19 protein-coding genes and 2 pseudogenes are annotated in these 23,747 nt (G+C 61.1%); 19 read left to right on the top strand and 2 right to left on the bottom strand.

The features are described from left to right. Nucleotides 1-35: 35 nt before the first annotated feature. From tssF to B0G82_RS31660, 17 genes and pseudogenes are all read left to right on the top strand, one after another. On the top strand, nucleotides 36-1,901 hold the full coding sequence (gene tssF, locus B0G82_RS31730; protein WP_241974715.1) for a type VI secretion system baseplate subunit TssF: 1,866 nt from the start codon (nucleotides 36-38) through the stop codon (nucleotides 1,899-1,901). A 52-nt stretch (nucleotides 1,902-1,953) separates the two neighbouring features. Beyond that, the gene (gene tssI, locus B0G82_RS31725) at nucleotides 1,954-5,481 is read left to right on the top strand and encodes a type VI secretion system Vgr family protein (RefSeq protein WP_241974914.1); all 3,528 of its coding nucleotides are present in this window, start codon (nucleotides 1,954-1,956) and stop codon (nucleotides 5,479-5,481) included. A 19-nt stretch (nucleotides 5,482-5,500) separates the two neighbouring features. Beyond that, nucleotides 5,501-6,370 (top strand): hypothetical protein, encoded by an 870-nt coding sequence (locus B0G82_RS31720; RefSeq protein WP_147308744.1) that lies wholly within the window; start codon nucleotides 5,501-5,503, stop codon nucleotides 6,368-6,370. 40 nt (nucleotides 6,371-6,410) lie between these two features. Then, complete coding sequence (locus tag B0G82_RS31715; RefSeq protein WP_116148181.1) at nucleotides 6,411-6,659, top strand: PAAR domain-containing protein; 249 nt, start codon at nucleotides 6,411-6,413, stop codon at nucleotides 6,657-6,659. A 43-nt stretch (nucleotides 6,660-6,702) separates the two neighbouring features. Beyond that, a pseudogene (locus tag B0G82_RS31710) lies at nucleotides 6,703-7,383 on the top strand (DUF2345 domain-containing protein); the annotation flags it as partial. 20 nt (nucleotides 7,384-7,403) lie between these two features. Beyond that, complete coding sequence (locus tag B0G82_RS31705; protein ID WP_121310187.1) at nucleotides 7,404-8,180, top strand: M23 family metallopeptidase; 777 nt, start codon at nucleotides 7,404-7,406, stop codon at nucleotides 8,178-8,180. Beyond that, complete coding sequence (locus tag B0G82_RS31700) at nucleotides 8,153-9,595, top strand: hypothetical protein (RefSeq protein ID WP_121310186.1); 1,443 nt, start codon at nucleotides 8,153-8,155, stop codon at nucleotides 9,593-9,595. The genes B0G82_RS31705 and B0G82_RS31700 overlap by 28 nt, the downstream gene beginning before the upstream one ends. After that, on the top strand, nucleotides 9,595-10,164 hold the full coding sequence (locus B0G82_RS39555) for a hypothetical protein (RefSeq protein ID WP_147439593.1): 570 nt from the start codon (nucleotides 9,595-9,597) through the stop codon (nucleotides 10,162-10,164). The genes B0G82_RS31700 and B0G82_RS39555 overlap by 1 nt, the downstream gene beginning before the upstream one ends. A gap of 33 nt (nucleotides 10,165-10,197) precedes the next feature. Next, nucleotides 10,198-10,467 (top strand): N-acetylmuramidase domain-containing protein, encoded by a 270-nt coding sequence (locus tag B0G82_RS31695; RefSeq protein WP_347237570.1) that lies wholly within the window; start codon nucleotides 10,198-10,200, stop codon nucleotides 10,465-10,467. After that, nucleotides 10,451-11,143 carry a hypothetical protein gene (locus tag B0G82_RS39550; protein WP_147439591.1) on the top strand — a complete coding sequence of 231 codons (693 nt, stop codon included), beginning with the start codon at nucleotides 10,451-10,453 and terminating at the stop codon, nucleotides 11,141-11,143. Before B0G82_RS31695 ends, B0G82_RS39550 begins: the two co-directional genes overlap by 17 nt. Nucleotides 11,144-11,158: 15 nt before the next feature. Continuing rightward, nucleotides 11,159-11,410, top strand: a complete 252-nt coding sequence (locus B0G82_RS31690) for a PAAR domain-containing protein (protein ID WP_121310184.1) — start codon at nucleotides 11,159-11,161, stop codon at nucleotides 11,408-11,410. A 43-nt stretch (nucleotides 11,411-11,453) separates the two neighbouring features. Then, nucleotides 11,454-12,006: pseudogene (locus B0G82_RS40730) on the top strand (DUF2345 domain-containing protein); the annotation flags it as partial. A 241-nt stretch (nucleotides 12,007-12,247) separates the two neighbouring features. Next, entirely contained in the window at nucleotides 12,248-12,931 is a 684-nt protein-coding gene (locus tag B0G82_RS31680; RefSeq protein WP_121310183.1) for a response regulator transcription factor, read from the top strand. Next, a complete protein-coding gene (locus tag B0G82_RS31675; RefSeq protein WP_121310182.1) occupies nucleotides 12,928-13,914 on the top strand; it encodes an alpha/beta hydrolase in 987 nt (328 codons plus the stop codon). The genes B0G82_RS31680 and B0G82_RS31675 overlap by 4 nt, the downstream gene beginning before the upstream one ends. A 189-nt stretch (nucleotides 13,915-14,103) precedes the next feature. Then, a complete protein-coding gene (locus tag B0G82_RS31670; RefSeq protein WP_116148168.1) occupies nucleotides 14,104-14,289 on the top strand; it encodes a DUF3563 family protein in 186 nt (61 codons plus the stop codon). A gap of 362 nt (nucleotides 14,290-14,651) precedes the next feature. Then, a complete protein-coding gene (locus B0G82_RS31665; protein ID WP_199730192.1) occupies nucleotides 14,652-15,890 on the top strand; it encodes a hypothetical protein in 1,239 nt (412 codons plus the stop codon). Nucleotides 15,891-15,907: 17 nt separating this feature from the next. Then, nucleotides 15,908-18,490 carry a response regulator gene (locus B0G82_RS31660; protein ID WP_121310181.1) on the top strand — a complete coding sequence of 861 codons (2,583 nt, stop codon included), beginning with the start codon at nucleotides 15,908-15,910 and terminating at the stop codon, nucleotides 18,488-18,490. A gap of 27 nt (nucleotides 18,491-18,517) precedes the next feature. On the opposite strand, the gene B0G82_RS31655 is transcribed toward B0G82_RS31660, so the two are convergent. Continuing rightward, the gene (locus tag B0G82_RS31655) at nucleotides 18,518-19,684 is read right to left on the bottom strand and encodes a hybrid sensor histidine kinase/response regulator (RefSeq protein WP_121310180.1); all 1,167 of its coding nucleotides are present in this window, start codon (nucleotides 19,682-19,684) and stop codon (nucleotides 18,518-18,520) included. A gap of 305 nt (nucleotides 19,685-19,989) precedes the next feature. Here B0G82_RS31655 and B0G82_RS31650 point away from each other — a divergent pair, with 305 nt between their 5' ends. Next, nucleotides 19,990-21,825, top strand: coding sequence for an ABC transporter ATP-binding protein (locus B0G82_RS31650; protein ID WP_121310179.1), 1,836 nt, complete (start codon nucleotides 19,990-19,992; stop codon nucleotides 21,823-21,825). 33 nt (nucleotides 21,826-21,858) lie between these two features. Here the strand turns inward: B0G82_RS31650 and B0G82_RS31645 are convergent, their stop codons facing one another. Continuing rightward, nucleotides 21,859-22,080, bottom strand: a complete 222-nt coding sequence (locus B0G82_RS31645; RefSeq protein ID WP_121310178.1) for a hypothetical protein — start codon at nucleotides 22,078-22,080, stop codon at nucleotides 21,859-21,861. Between the two features lie 420 nt (nucleotides 22,081-22,500). Here B0G82_RS31645 and B0G82_RS31640 point away from each other — a divergent pair, with 420 nt between their 5' ends. Continuing rightward, nucleotides 22,501-23,736, top strand: a complete 1,236-nt coding sequence (locus B0G82_RS31640) for an efflux RND transporter periplasmic adaptor subunit (protein ID WP_121310177.1) — start codon at nucleotides 22,501-22,503, stop codon at nucleotides 23,734-23,736. Nucleotides 23,737-23,747 lie beyond the last annotated feature (11 nt).

Genomic DNA, 23,747 nt, shown 5'->3' with positions numbered 1-23,747 from the left:
CGTACCATCAACGCCCGGAAACCGGCGCGGGTGATCTGCTGACGTACTACAACGAGGAGTTGCTGTACCTGCGCGAACTTGCCGCCGAATTCGCACAGGCGCATGTAAAAATCGCCAGGCGTCTGGGCATGCAGGCGGGTGAAATCGGCGATAGGTATGTCGAGCGGCTCGTCCAGGCATTCGCTTTCATGTCCGCCCGCATGCGCATGAAACTGGACGCCGCATTCCCCGACTTCACGCGCCCCCTGCTGCAATGCCTCTATCCGAATTACCTCGCGCCGACGCCATCGATGGCGGTGGCGCGGCTATACCCGGATCACGCCAGGAGCAAACTTGCACAGGGGTTCCATGTGCCACGCGGCAGTCCGTTCGCCTCCCCCGTGCCGGAGGGCGGCGGCTGCATCTGCCAGTTCCGCAGCACCCAGGACGTCACGCTCTATCCGCTGGAAATCGTCAGCGCCCGGCTCACCGGCATTCCGCCCGATATCTCCGCGCTTGACCGTTACGTGCGCCCGGACCGGAACGTATGCTCCGCGTTACGCCTGCGGCTGCGAGCCACCGGCAGCGCCACCATCGGACAGCTGCGCGGTCTGGATCGCCTGCCGGTCTATCTGGCGGGCGACGTGCGGCTTGCCTCCCAGCTGTTCGAACTCCTGCATACCGGGGCGGCCGCATCGGTACTCGCCGCGCCGGGGAGTTTTGCCACTGCCCAGGAGCCGCTGCACGTGGTGCGAAACCAGGCCGTGATGCATGAAGGCTTCGGCACGGATCAGGCAATGCTGCCGCTTGTCTGGCCGAAGTTTCACGGCCACAACCTGCTGCAAGAATATGCCACCTGTCCCGAGCGCTTCCTGTTCTTCACGCTCACCGGACTCGAGGCGGGCCTGCGCCGGATCGAAGCTCAGGAGGTTGAGATCGTCGTGCTGCTCGACCGCCCGGCAGGCGAACTGGTCAACCGGGTCGATGCCTCGCATTTTGCGCTGTTCTGCACCCCTGTCATCAACCTGTTTCCTGTCACGATAGACCGGCTCGAACTGCCTGAGAACAGCACGACAGCATCCCTGCATGTCGATCCACTCGCGCCCGCCGACTACGAAGTGTTTTCAGTCGGGGCACTCTCGGGATTCGAAACCAGGGAATCCGCCAGTCTTGAGTTCCAGCCGCGGTATCCGACACTGGCGCGCGACGAGAACAGCACCGGCCGCTATTTCGTCACCCGTCGCGAGCCCGCCCGGGGCACCGACCTGGCGCGTCGCTACCAGACACGCGCCACCTACGCGCCAGGCGACATACTGGTGTCGCTGGTCGATGCAAACGGCACGCCCGCTCATGACAATATCCGGTTCATCACCGCGCAGGTATGGGTGACGAATCGCGATCTGCCGAACCTGCTGGCCGTCAACGGGGTGGACGATCTCAGCACGGTCGTCAATGCACCGCTTGCCAGCGTCGGACTGATACGCGCGCCGGGCACGCCAAAGCGGCCGCTTGCACAGGGCACCACCGCCTGGCGGCTGGTGCGCCAGCTCAATTTCAATCATCTGCCGCTGGAGGACACAGGCGGCGCGGGACTGCGCGAACTGCTCCTGCTCTACCGGACCGGCGACAACCCCGGCTTCGTGAAGCAGGTGCAGGCAATCACAGGCGTGCAGATGCAGACGGTGACGCGCCGCCTGCCCGGTACCGGCGATCTCGTTTTCGGCTGCGGCACCGGCTGCACGCTCACCGTCGATGAAGGAGCGCTTGCAGGTGAAAGCCCGTATCTGCTCGGCGTGATCCTTGAACACTACCTGGCGCGCCACGTCCCGATGCATACCTTCGTGGAGACCTCGATGCGCTCGGTACAGCGCGGCCCCGTCGCGCTCTGGCCGCCACGCATGGGCACCCGCAGCGCGGCCTGAATGGCCTGAGTGGCCGTGAGCCGCATCCATTCATTCTGGAGGAAGGATACTCATGCTGGATTTTTCGACCCGCCGCACCATCACCGTGAGCGGCGCGGCGCTGCCGGAATCGCCGTCGGGCGAGCCCGCACTGGTGCTCAGATCAATCCGTGGCGAGGAAGCCCTGTCGGAAATCTACACCTACACGCTGGACATGGTGACGCCGCAAGACCTCGACATGTTCGGCGACGACGCGGCGAACCTCGACCTGCGTGCGATGATCGGCAGGCCGCTGACCGTGGCTATCCAGCTTGAAGGAATGAGCGGGGTTTCCGGCCCTTCGTGGATGTCGAACATCGGCTGCGGCATGCGTGAGATCAGCGGCATCGTGACCAGCGCGCGCTTTGTCGAACAGCAGGACCGGCAGAGCCATTACCGGCTCACGCTGCAACCCGGCCTCTGGCTTGCCGGGCAGCGCTCGGACTACCGGATATTTCAGCGTAAGAATGTTATCGACATCATTCGCGAAGTGCTGCGGATCTATCCGTTTTCCTGCGCCTGGCGCACCAGCCGGATATACCCGCGACTGGACTACCAGGTCCAGTATGGCGAAACGGATTTCAGTTTCGTGCAGCGGCTGATGGCTGAGAACGGCATCTACTGGTTTTTCGAGCACTCGAAGGGCTATCACCGGATGGTGTTCGTGGACCATGTAGGCGCGCACAAGCCGGTGCAGAGCGAGGCGTATCACACGCTCGCGTACTACCCGCCGGGCCACAGGATCGACGCGGAGTATATCGACGCGTTCGATATCGCCCAGACGTTGCAGTCGGGCGTCTGGACCACCGGCGACTATGACTTCAAGCAGCCCGAAGCCAATCTTGGCGTGCGCAAGGTCCAGCCGCAGAAGACGGTCCACAATGATCTGGCGCGCTACGAGTGGCCCGGCGACTATACCGACCCGGCCGAAGGTGAGAAGTCCGCACAGATCCGCATCGAGGAACTGTTCGCGCGCGGCGAGCGCGCCGAAGGCCGTGGCGCGCTGCGCAATGTCGTATGCGGGACGACCTTCCATCTGGAGAACCATCCGTATCGCAAGGCGAACCAGGAATACATGGTGATCCGCGCGAAGCTCGATGCCGAAGAGACGATGGAATCGACCGGTCCGGGCGTCTACCGGTTCGACACCGACTTCACCGTGCAACCGGCGACCAATGTATTCCGTCCGGCGCGCACGGTCCCGAAGCCGCGCACGACCGGACCGCAGAGCGCCGTGGTGACGGGCTTCGATAGAAACGTCGTGTCCACCGAGCCGTATGGCCGCGTGACGCTTAAATTCCGCTGGGACCGTTCGCCGAACCGGGACGAGAACTCGTCGTGCTGGGCGCGGGTCATGTCGCCGTGGGCGGGCAATGGTCACGGGGCCATCAGCCTGCCTCGCATCGGCACGGAAGTGATCGTGGATTTCATCGACGGCGACCCGGACCGGCCGTTCGTCATCGGGCAGGCCTACAACGCGGACAACATGCCGCCGTGGCCGTTACAGGACAACCATGCCCTGTCAGGCCTGCTCAGTCGCAATCTGGAAGGGAGCGGGTCGAACCAGTTCGTTGCGGACGACACGCCGGACCGGTTACAGGCGCAGGTGACGAGCGATCAGGCGAACTCGCGGCTGGTGGTAGGTTACAACACGCGCATCGTGCCCGGCGAGGGACGCAAACAGGCGCGCGGCATCGGCTGGGAACTCGCCACCGATTCATGGGGCGTGGTCCGCGCAAACCGGGGCATGCTGGTGACCACCGAGACGCGCAGCGGCGCGCAGTCGCCCGCGAAAGACATGGGCGAGACGGTGCAGCGCCTGACGCAGGCGCGCGCGCAACACGAGGACATGGCGCAGCTCGCGCAGCAGCACAACGCGCAGTCGTCCGACGCGAGCCAGCACGACGCCGCGAAAGCCATCAAGGCGCAGAACGACGCGATCCGGGGCGACACCGCCCACTGGCGTGAAAATCCGTTCCCCGAAATGACGCGACCTGATCTTGTCGTTGCGAGCGCGGCGGGCATCGGAATGACCGCCACGCAGGGAACGCACATCGTGAGTGGACAGGATCATGCGGTGACAGCGGGTCGCGATGTGAGCGTGTCGTCGGGGCGCTCACTGTTCGCGTCGGTGCGCGGCGCGATCTCGATGTTCGCCTACCAGCTTGGGCTGAAACTGATCGCCGCGAAAGGCCGCGTCGATATCCAGGCGCAGAGCGACCAGATGGCGCTCACGGCCCTGAAGGACATCACGGTCACCAGCACGGACGGCAACGTCGTCATCACCGCGTCGAAGGAAGTCTGGATCGGCGCGGGTGGGTCGTATATCCAGATCAACGGCAGCGGGATTATTAACGGCTCGCCGGGGGTGATTCTGGAGAAGGGGGCATCGTGGAATGTGCCCGGACCGTCGCTGATGTATGCCCGCCTTCCGCAGTTGGCTACTCATCCTATTACATTTAACTGCACAGCATTTGCGGCGCTGGAATCATCGGGGACAAGTTCAGACGCGGCGGCATTCATGCCGCCCAGCCCGGACGCAGCGAACATATCTACGCTCGCGGCGCCGACCGCCCCCGTCAGTTTCGCTGCCGCCTCGGGTAGCCTGGGAGGAGCCACGGCTGGAAGCGCGTCCGGTACGGCGCCTCAACAGGGGAACAAGGGCGAACCATGTACGTGGCAACTCGCGGATATTGTTGAGAACATCACAAGAAACGTGGACAGTGCGGATTATCTCGCTGTGAACGAAGATGGCACGCCGTACTTGTTTGGCACCGGTCAGTTCATGGCATGTTATGCAAATTACTGCGGTCACTTCGAATTAGCCTATGATTCGCGGAAGAAAGAAATTACCGCGACGGTGCGTATTTTGATGCGTCCGCGACAGGTGCGAGAAGCCAGCGCAGACGGAACATTTACGGTTGTTAGCTACAACCACGACAAGGAATGCGGTTTAGTAAAAGGTCCCGAGCGAAAGATCGAACCACGTACAGCAGAGTCGATTGCTAATTTTCTAAGTGATGCCAAGGCGAAAATAGAGAAAGATTTAAATCAAGATGGCTATAAGTTAACCGTGGCGGACTGTCTGAAGGGTAACGCCTGTTCATGCAAGATTCCGGTACATTTTCGCGTTGAATTTTTGACAAACGATCCGAACGGTCAAGCGCATGCAACAGTAAATCTGCATCCCTCCGTGGTGCGGGCCGACTCTGCGAATTGGGGAGAATCCGTCAGGTACGAAGACCGTAAAAACGGAAAGGAGGTCGCAATTCTGGTACACCATGTCCACACGCACGAAGCCGGGCATTTGTTCAGCTTCCCCGATGAGTACTATTACGCCTGTGGCGCGGTGCATAAGCAGTACATCAAGCCGGACAAGACCGTAAATATCCCGCTCGCGTTGTCAAACCCGAATAAGGATACGTGGCAGGGCAAAACGCAAGACACCCTGATGGGCGGAGGCGTCTACTTTAACAAGACAACTCGCACGCCGCCCTACTACCTCGAACATATCTCGGAGTGGTTCAAGCAGAAAAGCGGGATCACCTGGAAGGTAATCTAGACCAAGGAAAGGTAGCCAAGTGCGTAACGTTAGAAAATTATTTCTGGTGGCAGCGTTGGGTTTCTCAACTTCAATAATTGGTGGTGCTGCAATGGCAGGTAAGGATGGAATGCAATTCGCGGTTAATGGCTCATCTACCGGCAATGTCGTGACAAGCGTAAAAGTGGAAAATGGTCACTACACAATGACGATGCGCGGCGATACATTCGACGCCAAGATGGCGGGGTTCGGCGTATTCGAGGGCCAAGTGGACGCGGAAACGGAGAGTCAGCTTGAGGCGCTTAGAAATAGTGCTCCTCCTGGCGGACCCTATACCAGTTGGACACAAGTGAACAAGTATCTGCATTCGTTCTACGCGAACGGGACGAAGCTGGCAAAACTTGACGTCACAGGAACGATCGCGCCCAGAGACGGCAGACTAGTCCTTACGCTAGAGTTCCAGAATTCCGGTAAAAGCGAAGTTGTGTTCCGCAGCCCTGCTACTTGGGAAGGGATTTTTAACCCAATCAATGGGAACTCGTGGATTCTGGTTACCGGCGTCCGCAGCGACAATTTAAAGAAACATGAAAAGGAACTAGAGTTCGACACATCATGGTTCGGTGGCCAAGCACTTCTTAATCGCGCGGACTTTCCTGATGATGTAGTTCGAATCCAGCCTGGCCAAATTCGCAGGGCTAATTTTCTGGTGTGGCCGAGTAACCCTTTCAAGATGGGACGTTATCTTCTCGGCATCACTGTTGCGATCCGTGAAGTTCTGGCGCCTCAAGCCCTGAAAGGAAGCGTCGAATTCGTTGCGCCCGATACCTATGTTGAATTCACACAGGACTACCCTACGACCCATGAGGAACATGCGGCATTCGCCACACATTTGCGGGAGCAGAGCCAATGAGGCTAGCTTTCCGTGCCAGCGTCAAGCATAGGCCTAAGCCATGAACCTGATCCGACTCGGTGACACCACCGACCACGGCGGCGAAGTTATCACCGCCTCCGAAGTCATGCGCTATGGCGGTGTGCGCGTGGCCCGCAAGGGCGACGAAGTGACCTGTCCGCTCCACCCTGAGGTCGTGCCCAACGTCATCGTTGAGGGCGACGACAGGATCACGGACCACGGTGTCCCCGTCGCGCGTCAGGGCCACCATGCCACATGCGGTTGCAGCCTTATATCCAGCGTCGTCTGATTTCACGTTCTCGGGTCGCTTCCACGACACGGGTATTTGCATGGGCGTGCTGCGCAACCACGGCATGCCGGTGACCACCGAGACGCGCAGCGGTGCGCAGTCGCCCGCCAAGGACATGGGCGAGATGGTGCAGCGCCTGACGCAGGCGCGCGCGCAACACGAGGACGTGGCGCAGCTCGACGCGATCCGGGGCGGCACCGCCCACTGGCGTGAAAATCCGTTTCCCGAAATGGCGCGGCCCGATCTTGTCGTTGCGAGCGCGGCGGGCATCCGCATGACCGCCACGCGGGGAACGTACATTGTGAGTGGACAGGATCATGCGGTGACAGCGGGTCGCGACGTGAGCGTGTCGTCCGGGCGCTCACTGTTCGCGTCGGTGCGCGGCGCGATCTCGATGTTCGCGTACCAACTCGGGATGAAACTGATCGCCGCGAAAGGCAAGGTCGATATCCAGGCGCAGAGCGACCAGATGGCGCTCGCGGCCCTGAAGGACATCACGATCAGCAGCTCGGACGGCAAGGTCGTCATCACCGCGTCGAAGGAAGTCTGGATCGGCGCGGGTGGGTCGTATATCCAGATCAACGGCAGCGGGATTATTAACGGCTCGCCGGGGGTGATTCTGGAGAAGGGACTTTGGGATGTGCAGGACGCAGACGCTCGCATACCGAGCTTCCCTCCGTTCGGATCGGGTACGCCCACTGATGACTACATCCATTCGCTGTAACTTTCCCTCCTGACAGACCTATGATTATCAGCCCGCCCTTTCTTTCAGCAGCCCACCCGCAGCAGAATGACGCAATGCCCACAGCGGATGCGGGCAACACGGTCGTACCCGACGGTGATGTGTGTGCCGCCAACATGCTCGAATGTGCGCCGGGCAACGGCGCCTATCCGGTCAGCTTCAATCTTGGCTGGCATGGCGGTGCGCATCTGAAAGCCCCGCTCGACGGCAATCAGGTCACTTCCGTGCGCGCCATCGCGGACGGCACAATCGTGTACGTGCGCCAGACGGATACGACCCATAAGCCGACGCTTCAGTACCGCAACGTGCGTACGGACGACGGCTGTGTCGTCATCCGGCACGATACGGAAATTGGCGAAGGCGACAACGCGAAGGTCACCTATTACTCGGTGTACATGCACCTCCAGGCCGCGCTGTCGTCGCTGTCCGTGGGCAAGAAGGTTTATCGCAAGGATATCCTGGGCACACCGGGCCAGATTTACGGGCAGTTTCCGCAGATCCACTTCGAGATCGTCTGCAACGAGGCGAACCTGAGGAAGTTCATCGGGCGCGCCCCGGGCCGCTGGGCAGCACCCCGGCTCGTACCGATGCGGTCTATGGCGATAACTGGTTCTTCATTCCTCGTGGTGCGAAGCTCTTTGCCAACGAACCACACCCTTTCCGTGATGACGACAGCGCGCCGCCTGTCGCGACGTTGCACCCACAGCCGTCTCTCGCGCCGGCGGGAACCGGTTGCGAGCTTGTCGTCCGCATGCATTACGAGAAGGATTGCACGCTGACGACCTACAGGCAGAATGCGGATTTGAGCTGGTCCGTGTGCGGTGCAATGCCCGCGGAAAGAGAGGCAGAGTACAACCTGTATCAGCGTGCTAACGCCCTTCACGGACGCTTTACAGACGATTCTCTGGCGGCAATTGCTCCAGGCATGGCCGTGGCCTCTCCGAGTGCCATCTTCGAGATGATCCGTTTCGGACGCTGCATCAACGATCAACTGCCCGCCGGCGCGCGCTTCAATCACTGGCGGAAAGTGAAGACACCGGACGGTGACGGCTGGATCAATCTTTCGAAACCTGGTGTGCGAGTCTATAGCGATGCGGATTTCCCGGAGTGGGCCGGCTGGAGCTTCATTAACGATGACCCCACTCCCGACAGCCTGTGCGATTCACCGACTGTGAAGCGGTGGCTGGACGTCAATCATTCCGGTCATGTCAGCCACGCCGACGCTGTCGGGGCTCTGGGTGTCGATGCGGTTCATCAGCGCCTTGCTCACGCTGTCTGCAAGTTTCCTTCGGAATGGAGCCGGGACGGACTGGAGGCGCGATACAACTGGCTCAGGAGTCCGCATGAGGCATTGACCAGTCCGTTATCGGACGCAGCTTTTAGCAAGCTGGCGGATCACGCGCGCGATCTGGCGTTTTGGGAGGACGTCAGCGATCCTGAATTTCCGCATGCCGATGAGGTGTGGCATTTTCCGCCAACGGCATTTCTGCGGCATTTCAGACCGTGCCGTTGGCTCTCGTGTGAAGAACTGGAACAAGTCTACCCAAATACCTACGTCGAAAAATCGGGTGGACATCTGCATCAGGCCGCGAATGCTTTATCGAATGAGGTGCGTGAGCGTTATAGAACCATACTGAACCGACTAATGGAAAAGCACTCTATTACCCGAAATCCGATGCGAATGTCCCACTTCTTGGGCCAAGGAGCAGAAGAGTCAAGAACGCTCGCGTGGATGGAAGAACATCGAAGCGAAGCTTCATGCAACTCCTTATATGGGCATCTCAACGGTAACGACCTTCCGGGAGATGGCTACAAATTTCGAGGAAGAGGTATGAAGCAGCTAACAGGTAAATTTAATTATGCGGAATATTGGGTATATAGAGGCTGGTTAAGCCGGCAAAGTTTTACAGCGTCCTGGTGGAGTCATCCGCATCCGACGAGGCCAAACATCGCGACGCCGGACATCCTGCTGACAGTGCACTACAACACTATAGACACCGGCACTTGGTACTGGGAAGCGGGACCGAACCACGGGCTCCCGCATCCCCAAAGCACCATGAATAGCTACGCTGATAGAGGGGTAACGGCAGAAATCGCACATGTGCTTACAACACAAATAAACGGCGGCATCTACGGCCTGGAGAATCGGACCTATCACACGATGCGGTTGTATAAACTCATTGGAGATCAATAATGCACCTAGCGAATCGGTTCATCGCTGTCGCTTTGTTTGCATGCGCCTTTGTTGAAAATGCCACTGGCACATCGCAAGCGGCGATAAAAATTTACACTGACGAACATGTCCGTTTTTCGTACCCAGCCAATCGGTATGCAAAAATTGAAAAGCTCGATACGTCTCAAACTGATTTTCATGCATATTCTCTGCGACTGAAGGGTGTCGAGGCTGAGGATGTTTTAACGGTGTGTGAAAAGAATATACACGACTGCGGAACCGATACGGGATTGGTTCAACCGTACTGGTACGATGCAGAAGGAACTCTGATGCTATTCAGCGCGACTACTGCGGTGACGAAGAAATCAGTGATCCCAGGAGAAACAGTGTACGAAGCTTTCCCTGCGTGCCCTGCTACAGATGCTGGTGGAGCGTCAGCATATGCCGGAGATTGCTATGAGCTAGTCGCCAGTACACAGAATAAAACGATCTCCCTGACATACTGGATTGGGCCTAAGTCACGTCATCGCTCAAGGCGACAAGCTGTTAAGGCTGCAACTGAAATAATCCGTTCTGTTGAAGATAAATAATTCGCTTTCGGCCTTAAACTGGGCAAATCACGATTGATCTCATTCGTTCAGATTTTGGGCGAATACTACTCTTCCTGCGACTGTGCGACGATATTCGAGTTTGCGAATCATTTCATGTCAGGTACGGACGGACAGGCGAAAATATTTACCGCATTTATGCTAAATCTGAAACCAGAGGGTGTGGAGGGGCTGCGAACTCGCTACTGGGAGCAAGTGGCACTTTCGTATAACGGAAAGAATTGGAAGAAAATTAATACAAGCTATGCGGCTAACTTGGCCAAATACTATGCGCAATTTAAATAAAATCATTATTTTTGCGTTGCTAACATGCCTTTGCCGGTCTACGGTTGCCGGGGAAGCCATCATCTTCGACCAAGCAAATTTGCTCGCTTTTAGTGATAACGGGAGGGTTGCAGGATTTTATGATTCTGAGGATAACAAGTTCTCATGCTACTTTTTATTCTCGCAAAATTCCCAGAAACATGAAAAAGTCCAAAATGTTCAAGAATATTCAGTCACCAAGATGCTTACCTTCGTTCCAAGTGATAGTTCCCTTGAATTCGAAGAGAGGTATAAACAATTCGACATACAAGGGCTTTTGTATAGGAAGAGCGGTGAATGGATTATTAGAACATCCCGTCCGCAAGCTGGATGCGGAAATGCCACGGGGGCTTTCGAATTTGATCCACCGGATATCCGAGCCGAAAATTATATTGAATCAAAAAGAATTCCAGCAACAGGTATTAGACTGGTAAATACGAAGACGTTTTTTTATGACTTGCGGGGTGGGAAATTCATTGCTAGAAAGGGCTATCTAACGAAGTCGAACGGAGTCATCGTGTTAAGGACATATGGTCAGTTTTCCTATGTCCGGTTCGCAGACCCACGAGCGAACGCGACAGATTCCGGTCGGGTTTCAACCGGTTGGGTTCGCTCGGCCAACTTGGTTAATCCCTTTCCGCCGACCAGTAGGCAATGAACGAGGAACGATTCCATGATGAACCTGATTCGACTCGGTGACACCACCGACCACGGCGGCGAAGTTATCACCGCCTCAGAAGTCATGCGCTATGGCGGCGTGCGCGTGGCCCGCAAGGGCGACGAAGTGACCTGTCCGCTCCACCCTGAGGTCGTGCCCAACGTCATCGTTGAGGGCGACGACAGAATCACGGACCACGGTGTCCCCGTCGCGCGTCAGGGCCACCATGCCACATGCGGTTGCAGCCTTATATCCAGCGTCGTCTGATTTCACGCTCTCGGGTCGCTTCCACGACACGGGTATTTGCATGGGCGTGCTGCGCAACCACGGCATGCCGGTGACCACCGAGACGCGCAGCGGTGCGCAGTCGCCCGCCAAGGACATGGGCGAGATGGTGCAGCGCCTGACGCAGGCGCGCGCGCAACACGAGGACATGGCGCAACTCGACGCGATCCGGGGCGGCACCGCCCACTGGCGTGAAAATCCGGTCCCCGAAATGACGCGACCCGATCTTGTCGTTGCGAGCGCGGCGGGCATCGGCATGACCGCCACGCAGGGAACGTACATCGTGAGCGGGCAGGATCATGCAGTGACAGCGGGCCGCAACGTGAGCGTGTCGTCCGGGCGCTCACTGTTCGCGTCGGTGCGCGGTGCGATCTCGATGTTCGCCTACGAGCTTGGGCTGAAACTGGTCGCCGCGAAAGGCCGCGTCGATATCCAGGCGCAGAGCGACCAGATCGCGCTCGCGGCCCTGAAGGACATCACGATCACCAGCACGGACGGCAAGATCGCCATCACCGCGTCGAAGGAAATCTGGATCGGCGCGGGCGCGCTCGTATATCCAGATCGACGCCAGCGGGATGTCGGCACGCCACGAGTCCCCTCCACCTCAGCGCTTCGCGCGCAGCGAAGTCCTCGAATCGTTGCGCGTCCACGCTTGCGTCGGCACGCACAAGACTTCTCATCCGTTCGTCCAGAACGGCACGCCGGATCATGCCGCCGCGCGTGCATCGGTTATCATTCAATCGCCCGCTTACCGTGGTCCGGCCATGCGCGCGCGAGCTGCGAGTCAGGCACAACCTGACTGTTGCCGACAGGACGATCATGAGAGTTCTCCTTGTTGAAGACGACCTGCAGATTGGTCAAAGTCTGCTGCGTGCACTCAAGGACGCCGACTATAGCGTCGACTGGGTGAGAGACGGCGTCGCCGGGCGCGACGCGATGGCCAATGCCGAATACACCGTCGTGCTGCTCGATCTGGGCTTGCCCGGCATGAGCGGCATCGACTTGCTGAAGTCGTCGCGCGCGGCCGGCAACGCGGTCCCGGTGCTGATCCTGACCGCCCGTGATGATCTCGATTCGCGCGTACAGGGTCTCGATGTCGGCGCCGACGACTACCTGCTCAAACCTTTCGACGTCCCCGAACTGCTCGCCCGCATCCGTGCGGTGCTGCGGCGCAAAGCGGGCTACGCTTCGTCGCGTCTCGGCGACGAATCGCTGAGCCTCGATCTCGACAAGCGCACGCTGACCTGCAACGGCGCAACGACCGTGTTGTCCGCACGCGAATTCGCGTTGATGCTCGCGTTTCTCGAACGCCCCGGCACGATCCTGTCGCGCGAGCAGCTCGAGGACCGTTTGTACGGCTGGGGCAAAGAGGTCGAAAGCAACGCGGTGGACGTGCTGATTCATTCGGTGCGCAAGAAATTCGGCCTCTCGGTGATTCGCAATGTCCGCGGGCTCGGCTGGACCGTGATGCTCGGCGAAGCCGGCAAGGGCCCGGCGTCATGAGGCGCGTACGTGCGCTCGTCGCCGCAACGTCGCTGGTCGCGCTATTCGGCGCCACGCAGCCCGCGCTCGTCGAAGCGAAAACCGTCCACTACGCGAACGAGAAGGCCTGCCCTGTCGTTGCCGATCGCCCGGACCGCAAACCGTCGATTCGCGAGCAGATCGCGCATACGGTGAACGGCGACATCGCGTACTACCGTTTCGGCCACGGCACGCCGATCGTGCTGCAAACCGGCTTTCGCGCGACGGTCGCGGAATGGGACGCGGCCTTTCTGACCGATCTCGCCAAACGGCACGAAGTCATTGTCTTCGACAACCGCGGCATCGGCCGCTCCGAACCGGCGGCATCGAGCTTTACGATGCGGGACATGACGCTCGACGCGGCTGCGCTGATCGACACGCTGCGACTCTCCGACGTCACCTTCGTCGGCTGGTCGATGGGCGGCGCCATTGCCCAGCAACTCGCGCTCGATGCGCCGCTCGCCGTGCGGCGCATCGTCCTCATGAGCGCGCCCGCGCCGGGATCGCTCGGCGTGCCGGTGACGCCGGAGGTCGAAGCCACCCTGTCAGGCAAAGCGGGCACCACCTTCATGGACGTCATGCGGGTCCTGTTTCCGCCCAACGCCGTGGATGCAGCGCAGCGGTGCTTCCGTCGGAATATGTTCCAGCCGGCCGGCTATCAGCCACCCGCCATGTCCGCGACCGTGACCGAGGGGCAGTCCGCGTTGCTGCACGATTGGGCCGGTGACGAGGCCGCCGCTGCGGCGCTGAAAAACGTCCGGCTCGCCACCCTGATCCTGACGGGCGCCGACGATCAGGTCTTGCCGAAGCAGAACTCGGAAGCGCTCGCCGAACAGATTCCGCATGCGCAACTGCTCGTGGTGCGTTCGGCGGGCCACGCGATGATGTATCAATATCCGCACGCGCTGGCCGCCGCGATCAACACGTTTATCGCAACGTCGCGCCCGCCCAGCAGCGCCGAATAAATCCCCCAGCCTCGGCCGGCGCCGCACGCATTCCAGTCCAAAATTCACCCAAGGCCGAACTGCGGTTCGCCGGTTTCACGCGCTCATTTCCGGCTCATTCTTCGCGCCTAAGCTCTATTCCATCGACGGGCAACGCCAGCTCCCACAGCCGGATCGCAACGCTCGTCGCAACACGGACTGGAGAAAATCATGTTCACTGAGCTTGCGAAGAAACTGAGCGCCTTGCTGATCACCACCGACGACCACGAACGCGACGCCTATCTCGCGTCGTCGGCCGATCTGGTCGATCTGGAGCACCGCATCAACGTGGTCGAAACGCATGCGGATCCGGTACGCTGGTATGGAGCCAGCACGCCGCATGAAGGGAGGATGTGAAGCACGTCTTGCCGCCCACGCTTTCATGGGCGCGTCGCTCAAACGTGTCCACGAAGTGCGGACCGGCTGGCTCGCATGCTCTGGCGATGCGCCGAAGGCAGTGACGCCACTCGTTCATACGGCCGCCCAAAATTTTCCAACGGAAAGATTCCAGCTTCTCCGGCCCGTTTGGCCATCGCATCTTCTCGTTGGAAAAATCTACCGGACCCGATCGCCGCAGATGCCCATTCTCGGCAATGCGAAGCAACAGACGCGCACACCGCATCAGTTTTCTCTAGAGTTGAAGGGTCGACCATCCAACACGCCAGTCGACTTTGTCGCGCTGATCGTCCAACGCGAGTTTCAATCAAAGGGAAAAACAAATGAAAACTTCTGTTCACCACGAAATACAGACCGAAATACAGACTTATTCCGACGGGCAAATCGGGGGTCGTCAACTTCAAACGGGCGCCTTAAAACTTAAGCACACCATCCCCCCGGACGAGATCCGGGATAACCTGCCGGCCGGTCAAGGCGGCGTCGGGTTTCTCTTTCACGCGACCGACTGGGAAACCCTTTCCTTTTCGTTTCACAATGTGAAGCATCGAAATGCGTCATTCGAAGAGGAGCTTTGGAACACCAGGCCTTTCATTGCCTCACCCATCTATTCGGGATCGCAGATCATCGGCGCCAATATCGCCTGTCCCGTGCCGCTCGAAATGTGGCTTGGCAGCCCGCGCGGCATCAAGCGATTTCGCGAGACGCAATTTTTCCCGGCCCTGGAGCTGGCAAGACAGGCCGGCCTGAACATGGTGGCGATGGGCGCCTCCACGCCTTATGCGTGCAACTACGGAGCCCTGCCGCGCGACATCAAACCGCCGCATATCACCACCGGCCACGCCGCCACCGCCGCGATGCTGAAAGACTGGGCCATGCACTGCTGCAATGAACTCGACCTCGAATTCGGCAACACCAAGCTTGCTCTATTCGGCGCGGCCGGCCGGCTCGGCACGACGGTGGCCAAATACGCGCTCTACAAAGATGCACCGCGCGAGCTTGTTCTGATCGATCTGCCGGACAAGGTGAATCTGCTCACCGAGCAAGCCAGGGAGTTGATGGCATCGGACCTGCTCGGTAAAACGCGCGTCTCCGTGCACACCTTCAGTCCAGACACCCCACTGCCGGACTTCGACGGCGCGATCCTGGCGAGCAGCACCAGCGTGCCCTACCTCACCGCGGCCGATCTCAAGCGCGCGCAGTTCTGGATCGACGACTCCCACCCGCGGGCCGCGAGCGTCGAGGCCGAACTCGCGTCACGCGGACATACGCTATATATTGAGTGCTTCGCCCGTGGGCCGGCCGGACTCAACACCGCGTTCCCGTTCCGGCTGCCGACTACGCGCGACTGCTATACCTGTTTCGCCGAAGGCTACTCCGCCTGGCAGGAAGGCATTGCGTCCGACTTCATCATCGGCAGCCCGCCCGTGTGGTCCGTCTCGTACACGCACAGCCTGCTGAAGAAGTACGGTTTCGCGGTCGGCCCTTTCCACGGAAAGGACGGTTCGCCGATCGAGCCGGCGGCTGCGCAACTTCGCGGCAAGCAAGAATTGATGGGCTCGTAAATGTCACTGGAGGCCTGATGGTCATGCCGCGCGAGAGCATGCGGGACGTGCTGGAACGAAGCCGGTTTGCAATACGATGGGGCGGCGCACTGGGCCTCCTGTGCCACCCGATCTACTACGTAGTCTGGACTTATGTCCTGCCGCAGCCTTACGACAATCTTTCCCTTCGACTGAGTGCGGCGCTAGTCTGCATTCCGTTGATTTTTCAGGCGCGCTGGCCGAAGCGGTTCAATCATTACCTGCTGATCTATTGGCATTGCTGCCTGATCTACGTCCTGCCATTCGTTTGCACATTCCTCGCGATCAGAAATTCATTCTCCACCATGTGGATGATGACCGAGGTCATGATGATCTTCATCATGGCGTTGTGCATCGACAATCCGCTTTTGCTGATGGGCTGCATCGGCATTGGCGTGTTCTCCGGGTCGCTCGCCGCGCTGCTCAGTTCGCCGGTGCCGATTGTCGTGACCGCCGCCGATCAGTCGAATCTCGCCTTGCTGCCGGTCGTCGTCCTGTGCAGCATGGCGTTTAGTCATGCGATCAGTAAAGGACGCATCTTCGTTGAAAAGAACCGTGCGCTGCAGGCGCTCGCCGGTTCGATCGCGCATGAAATGCGCAATCCTCTGAGCCAGTTGCGCTACGTGCTGGATCGCGTGGAAGAAGCGCTGCCCGCAACCATGGGACACGAGCGCCCGCTCGCGCTCGTGCACGACCCGCACGATCGACACGATAGGAATGGAAATACCGCCGGACTGTATCGTCATCTCGCGCAAGGGCAGTTGTCGATCGAGCGCGGCCTGCGCATCATTGCCATGACGCTGGACGAAGTCAGCGCCAAACCGATTCGTCCGGACTACCTCGCTTATCTGAGCGCGGCGAGCACCACGCGTAAGGCACTGGAAGAATACGGCTTTGCCGACGAAAAGGAACGCGACAAGGTCAGGCTCGTGGTGCGGGAGGACTTCACCTTCAAGGTCGACGAAACCGTCTATCTGTTCACGCTGTTCAATCTGATCAAGAACGCGCTCTATCACATCGCCACGCATCCGGCGGCCACGCTTACCCTGACCATCGAGCAGCAGTCGGTCATGGTTCGCGACACCGGTCCCGGCATTGCGCCCGCGATGGTATCGCATCTGTTCGAGCCGTTCCGTACCGCGGAGACTTCGGGCGGCACGGGGCTCGGGCTCGCCTATTGCCAGCGCGCCATGCGCGCCTTCGGCGGCAGTATCAGTTGCCGCTCGGAAGTCGGCAGGTTCACGGAATTCACGCTGCAATTTCCCGTCGTGCCAAAGAGCGAAATCGTGGACCACGAGCGGCACATATTTGAATGCGCCACGCCCGTCTTCAAAGACAGGCGCATGCTGGTCGTGGACGACGACGCCGGTCAGCGCGCGCGCGCCTGTCGTGCGTTGTCGAAAGTGGGCGCATGCGTGAGCGAAGCGGAAAACGGCGCGGTTGCATTGACCGTGCTCCGCGAGTCGGCCCCTTACGACCTCGTGTTGATGGACATCAACATGCCGGTTCTGGACGGCTATACGGTCGCCGAAAAAATTCGCGCCGCTCATGACTATCCAAGCTGGAATGTCCTGATTGCCGCCTATACGGCCGAGCCCGGAAGCGTGGTGCGCGTGCTCGCGCGGCGCGCCGGCATGGACGGAATCATCAGCAAGTCCTGCAGCGTGCTCGAATTGATCACGACGCTGCAGGCGCTTCTCGAAAACGGCAACCGCCACCCTCTGAGCCAGCAATCCGACGCGTTCTCCGGCAAATCGATCCTTGTCGCGGACGACGACACCTACAGCCGGCTGGTGGCCAAAGCCTATCTGGAGCGATGCGGCGCAAGCGTCGTCGAGGCCGAGCATGGGCAGGCCGTGCTCGCGCATCTGCAGGCGGACGGCGTGATCGACGCCATCGTCATGGATATGAATATGCCGGGCATGGGCGGCCTGGAGACGACCGCGTCGATTCGCGCCCGTGCCGATTCGTATGCCACCGTGCCGATCATCGCGCTGACCAGCCAGTCCGATCTCAAGGCCGTGCAGACCTGTCTCGCCGTGGGCATGAACGAAGTCATGATCAAACCGGTGCAAGCCGGTTCGCTCTACGCGTGCCTCGCGCGACAGCTTGCCCGGCAACGTGACTCGAACGCGCCGGCGCAAACCGAACTCTCGTCGACGACGGCGGCCACGCCGGCCGGCAATCTGCCGATCGTGACGGACAGCGAATTGCTCGACGAGAAACACCTCGAAGAACTGGCCTCGCTCGATCTGCTCGACGAATCGTTCCTCAAAGGCATCGAGCAGATCCGCCAGCTGGTGGCACGGCTTGCGACAAGTGTCGCGGCCGGCGACCTCGAATCGACGCACGGCGTGTTGCACATCCTGCTCGGCGTGAGCGGCAATCTCGGCGCGCGAGCGCTGCATCAGTTCGCGCGGCAAATCTATCCGCGCGTGGTGCAAGGCGAATGGCCGGTGGAACCCGATTGGCTCGCGCGAATCGATATCCTGAGCGAGCGTTCGACCGATGCGCTGCAGACGTATTTCGCCACGGCCAAGGCTGGCCGTGAGCATCGGGATTATTTCAGCGATCAGGAGTGACGCAGGTTGCCATGCGGGCCATCCAGTTCACCGCAAAGCCGCCTGACTAGCGGACGGCTCCTCGTCATCAGCGGCGTGCAGGCGGCTATTGAACCCTGGAAAACCCATCGTCACCGTCGTCCCCGCGCCGACCGTCGAATCGACTCGCAGGCATCCGCCGAACGATTGCATGATGCGGTTGCAAAAGATCATTCCCATGCCGTGGCCGCCGGCGCCGGCGTACGTGGTGACCGGATCCTGCAGCAGACGCGCCTTGACCTCCGGCGCGATTCCCGGGCCGTTGTCGCGAATGCGAATCTCCGGCTCAGGGAACGCCACCACTTCGAGCCGCAACGCAGGCGCGCTGCTGCCGTCGAGCGCGCGCAGCGCGTTGGACAACAGCGAAGACAGCACGAGCGCCACGCAATTGGGCATGGCATGCACGATAAAATCCCCTTCCACGTCGACCTTGACCCAATCGCGCTGCGACGCGACGAACGGATAGGTGTCGAGCAGCGTGGCGATCAGACGCGTCGCCCTGATGGCGCGCGTACCGCCGCCCGAGGCGGACTTCTGGCCACCGCTCTTGTGCACCGTCGCCCAGAACGACGAGATCAGCGTCAGGCAATACTGCGCATTGTTCAACATCGACTTCGCGGCGAGGCCGATCTCCCGCTGACGCTCCGGATCGTATTGCTCGGCCACGTCATTCTCGACGGAGCGCGCGAACAGCGAGATCGTCGCCAATGGCGTGTTCAGTTCGTGGGCGAGGAAGGCGAGCGTCTCGTCCATGGCGAGCAGCCGCTGCTGACGCGTTTCGCGTTCCGTGTAGCGCGCGGTTGCGAGTTGCAGCACCTCGCGCACCATGTCCGTTCGCAGCGGCTTTTCGATAATGCGGAACACGTCGCCGGTATTGACCGTTTGCAGCAGCATGTCCTTGTCGGCATAAGCGGTCACGAGAATGCGCACGATTTGCGGATACTCGCGCGCCACCTGGCGCAGCAGATCGTCGCCGTCGCGGCCCGGCATGCGGAAGTCCGTCACCAGCACGGCAATCTCCGAGGCGTGCTTGCCGAGCACCGTTATCGCCTCGTCGGCGCCTTGGGCGACATACACTTTGTAATCGGCGCTCATCGCGCGCGCGAAGTGATTGCGCGACATCTCGTCGTCGTCGACGAAGAGAACGGAAAACGGCGGCTGCATAGGGTCACTCATCGCATTCCCAGCGGATGGCGGCGGGTCGACATTGAACGAAACCCACGTTACGGATGATAAAAATGGCTTGCCGCGCGGCAAGCACCGGATCGTTTTGGCGTTTGGAAGTATAGGGTATCGCGTCTCGCGAAAAATGGGGAATCACCGCACAGCCTTATCCGATATGCATCAGCGCAAACCAGACCGGCTCGCCGCGCACAACGGCACGTTGCTTGCGTACCGACAGAGCCGGACTGATCCACTGTCGCCTGCGCCGCGGGACCGCACAGCATGGATGCCGGAACCCTTCGAACCCGTGCGGTGCCATGGAACTGTCCAACGATGGCGATGCCGGCCGGGCCGGACGCGTGCGCAGGCGGCGGCAATCCCGCGTGCTGTCGCGCTACGCCGGGCGGCCCATCCGGCTGATCTGGCGCTACGTGGCGCGCCGCAAGCTGACGCACACCGTGCTGCTGGCGAGTGTCGTGGCGGCGGTCGGCTGCGCGCTGGCATCACAATATGGGATCCGCAATCTGATCGACGCGTTGCCGAACGGCCGCGCCCACCCGCAACACGTGATTCACGCGTTTGCCGTGCTGGTCGCGCTGATCCTCGCCGACAATCTGTTCTGGCGCATCGCGGGTTGGGTCTCGGCGCGCACGTTCGTGGCCGTGACGGGCGATATCCGGCGCGAGATGTTCGACTATCTCACGGTGCACGCCCCCACCTTCTTCGCCGACAAGCAACCCGGCGTTCTGTCCAGCCGGATTTCGGCGACGGCCAACGCGGTGTACGTGATCGAAAACACCGTGGCGTGGACGGCCTTGCCGCCGAGCCTGACCGTGGTCGGGGCGATCGTCATGGTCGGCGCGGTCAGCATTCCCATGAGCCTGACGCTGGTCGCCATGTCCGCCGTGCTGACGTTCTGCCTGTTCCTGCTGGCGCGCAAAGGCACGGCCCGGCACGAGGCGTTCGCCGCGCGGGCCGCCTCGGTCGACGGCGAACTCGTCGACGTGATCGGCAATATGGGTCTCGTGCGCGCCTTCTGCGCCGTGGTGATGGAACGGCGCCGCTTCGACGAACTGCTCGCGGTCGAAAGCGACGCCCGCAAAAGCAGCGTGCTTTACCTCGAAAAGCTGCGCCTGCTGCACGCGCTCGCCACTTCCGTCCTGTCGGCGTGCGTGCTCGGCTGGACCGTGTGGCTGTGGAGCGTCGGCCGTGCGACCACTGGCGACGTGGTTCTGGTCGGCTCGCTCGGTTTCTCGATCCTGCATGGTTCGCGCGACATCGCCGTGGCGTTCGTCGACCTGACCCAGCATGTCGCCCGGCTCGGCGAAGCGTCCGAAACATTGCTGATCCCGCACGCCATGCCCGAACCCACCAGAGCGGCGCCGCTGGAAGTTCGGCAGCCCACCGTGGACTTCGAAAACGTGACCTTCGCGTATCCCGGCCGCCGCCCGGTGGTGAGCGGTCTGAACCTGCATATCGGCGCAGGCGAGCGCGTCGGTCTGATCGGCCCGTCGGGGGCGGGCAAATCGACCATCCTCGCGCTCCTTCAGCACTTCTACGAACCGGTCTCCGGGTGCGTGCGCATTTCAGGCCAGGACATCGCGCATGTCACGTTGCAAAGCTTGCAGGGCGCCATCTCGGTCGTGCCGCAGGACGCGTCGCTGTTTCACCGCTCGCTGCTGGACAACATCCGCTACGGTTGCCCCGACGCCACCGAGGCCGACGTGCGCCGCGCGTGCGAGGACGCCTACTGCCTCGATTTCATCAACGCGATGCCCGAAGGGCTCAACACCATTGCGGGCGATCGCGGCACCAAACTCTCCGGCGGACAGCGGCAGCGCATCGCGATTGCCCGCGCCATTCTGAAAGACTCGCCCATCCTGCTGCTCGACGAAGCGACCTCGGCGCTCGACACCGCATCGGAGATCGCCATTCAGGCCGCGCTCGAACGGCTCATGCAGCATCGCACCGTCATCGCGATCGCTCACCGGCTGTCGACCCTGCAGTCGTTCGACCGGATCGTGGTGCTCAACCGCGGCCGCGTCGTTCAGCAAGGCACGCCGGCCGAGCTGGCCGCCGTGCCGGGCATCTATCGCGACACGCTGGCCCGGCAGATCAGACGCACGCCGGCGCCGCGCTCCGATCTCATGTGATCGAAACGCCGGTGACGCCGCAAGATCGTTCTTTCACACGCCGCCGCCCCCGCCGACCAGACGGCGCACGAGTTCACGGCCCCGGTTCGTCAGCCGCAGCGTCGACGTGCCGCCCACCATCACGCCCTCCTCGCGCCGGTCGATTTCGATCAGCTCGTACCGGCTCAGCGCGAGCACATCGGGATCGATGGCTTCCGGACGCCGCCCGGTGTCAGCGAGACGCAGCAGTGTCGCGAGTTCATGATGGCTCAGCATCGGGCACCTCGTCGGTCGAGACTGGACAAGGCCCTCATGCTAGCGAGCGAGCCCGACATTCGGGCTACGGTTCTGTTGCGTCGAGTTACGCGGTTACACCTCGGCTGCGCGTATGCCTCGCTGGTTCTCCCGTCACGGTCCGCGTCGTTGCTACTTTTTTTCGTATGGCCACGCTCGCGCCGGGGTAGACGGCACGGCGCCACGGTCCGGCCGACCGTAACAAATCGAAACGCCCGTCAAGGTGGTGTCGCGAGAATTAGCTCCACACTCAGATAGACTCTGGGCGTGATTGTGTGGATTCCTGTCGCCGGCACCGGCGATGCCCATCCTGGGAGTTCGTATGACGCTCTTCGACAGCCATTGGCCGGACCGTCCATCGACGGCGTTCGCCGGGTGCCACGCATCCGGCGGGAGACCGTTATGAGCGAAGCGTCGACGATCCAGGTCAAGCGTCCGCGGCGTGGCCGCATCGTGTTCGCAATCGTGGTGCTGGCGCTGATCGCCCTGGTGGTGTTTCATGTGTTGCGCTCGAAGCCGGCCAAGCCCGGCGTGGCGCCCCAGGTCGTAACGGTCGCCGCAGCCACCACGGGACCGATGCCGGAGACGCTGAGCGAACTGGGCACCGTGACGCCCGTTGCCACCGTGACCGTGCTGCCGCAACTGAGCGGCTACCTGACCGCCGTCGGCTATCGCGAAGGCCAGGACGTGCAGAAAGGCCAATTCCTCGCGCAGATCGACCCGCGCCAGTATGAAATCAGCAAGCGTCAGGCCGAGGCGCAACTTGCCAAGGACAAGGCGGCGCTCGCCCAGGCGCGCGCCGATCTCGCGCGCTTTACCCAACTCAACGAGCGTAAGTCGATCGCCGAGCAGACCTATGCGGACCAGAAGTTTCTCGTCCTGCAGGACGAGGCGGCCGTCAAGGCCGACGAAGCCAACATCGCCCAGTTCGATCTCGACCTGATCTACTGCCACATCACTGCGCCGGTGTCAGGCCGGGTGGGGCTGCGGCTCGTCGACCCGGGCAACTACGTGACCGCGTCGAGTCAACCGGGCATTGCGGTCATCACCACGATGAAGCCGACCACCGTCCAGTTCACGGTTCCGCAAACCGCGCTCGATAAGGTGCTGCAACGCGTCAACGCCGGCGCGCAGTTACCCGTCGCCGTGCTCAGCAGCGACAATTCGCGGCAGATAGCGACCGGCACGCTGTACGCGATCAACAACCAGATGGCGACCGCGACCGGCACCGTCACGTTGCGCGCAACCGTCCCCAACGACGACGAGGCGCTCTTCCCCAACGAATTCGTCAACGTCAAACTGCTGGTCGACACGCTGCAGAACGCGGTGCTGGTGCCGACGCCCGCGGTGCAGAGCGGCGCGCCCGGCGACTACGTGTATCTGGTCAACGCCGACAACACCGTATCGGTGCGCAAGGTCACGCTGGGACCCAGCGACGGTCAGCATACGGTGATCACAACGGGGCTCGCCGCCGGCAACGTGGTCGTCACCGACGGCATGGACCGCTTGAGCGACGGCTTGAAGATCAAGGCGTCGGCGGCGCGGCCGGGCTCGGGTGCCGCAGGTGCGCCGGCGGCCACGCCGGCCGCACCGCCGGCCTCTGCGTCCGCGGCCAATGCGGCATCCACGGCTTCATAGCACGCCACCCC

Origin of the sequence: Paraburkholderia sp. BL17N1 (assembly GCF_003634175.1) — a bacterium.
Classification (GTDB): Bacteria; Pseudomonadota; Gammaproteobacteria; order Burkholderiales; family Burkholderiaceae; genus Paraburkholderia.
The sequence above is the reverse complement of the archived record's forward strand: the minus strand, read 5'-3'. Positions and strand labels throughout refer to the sequence as shown.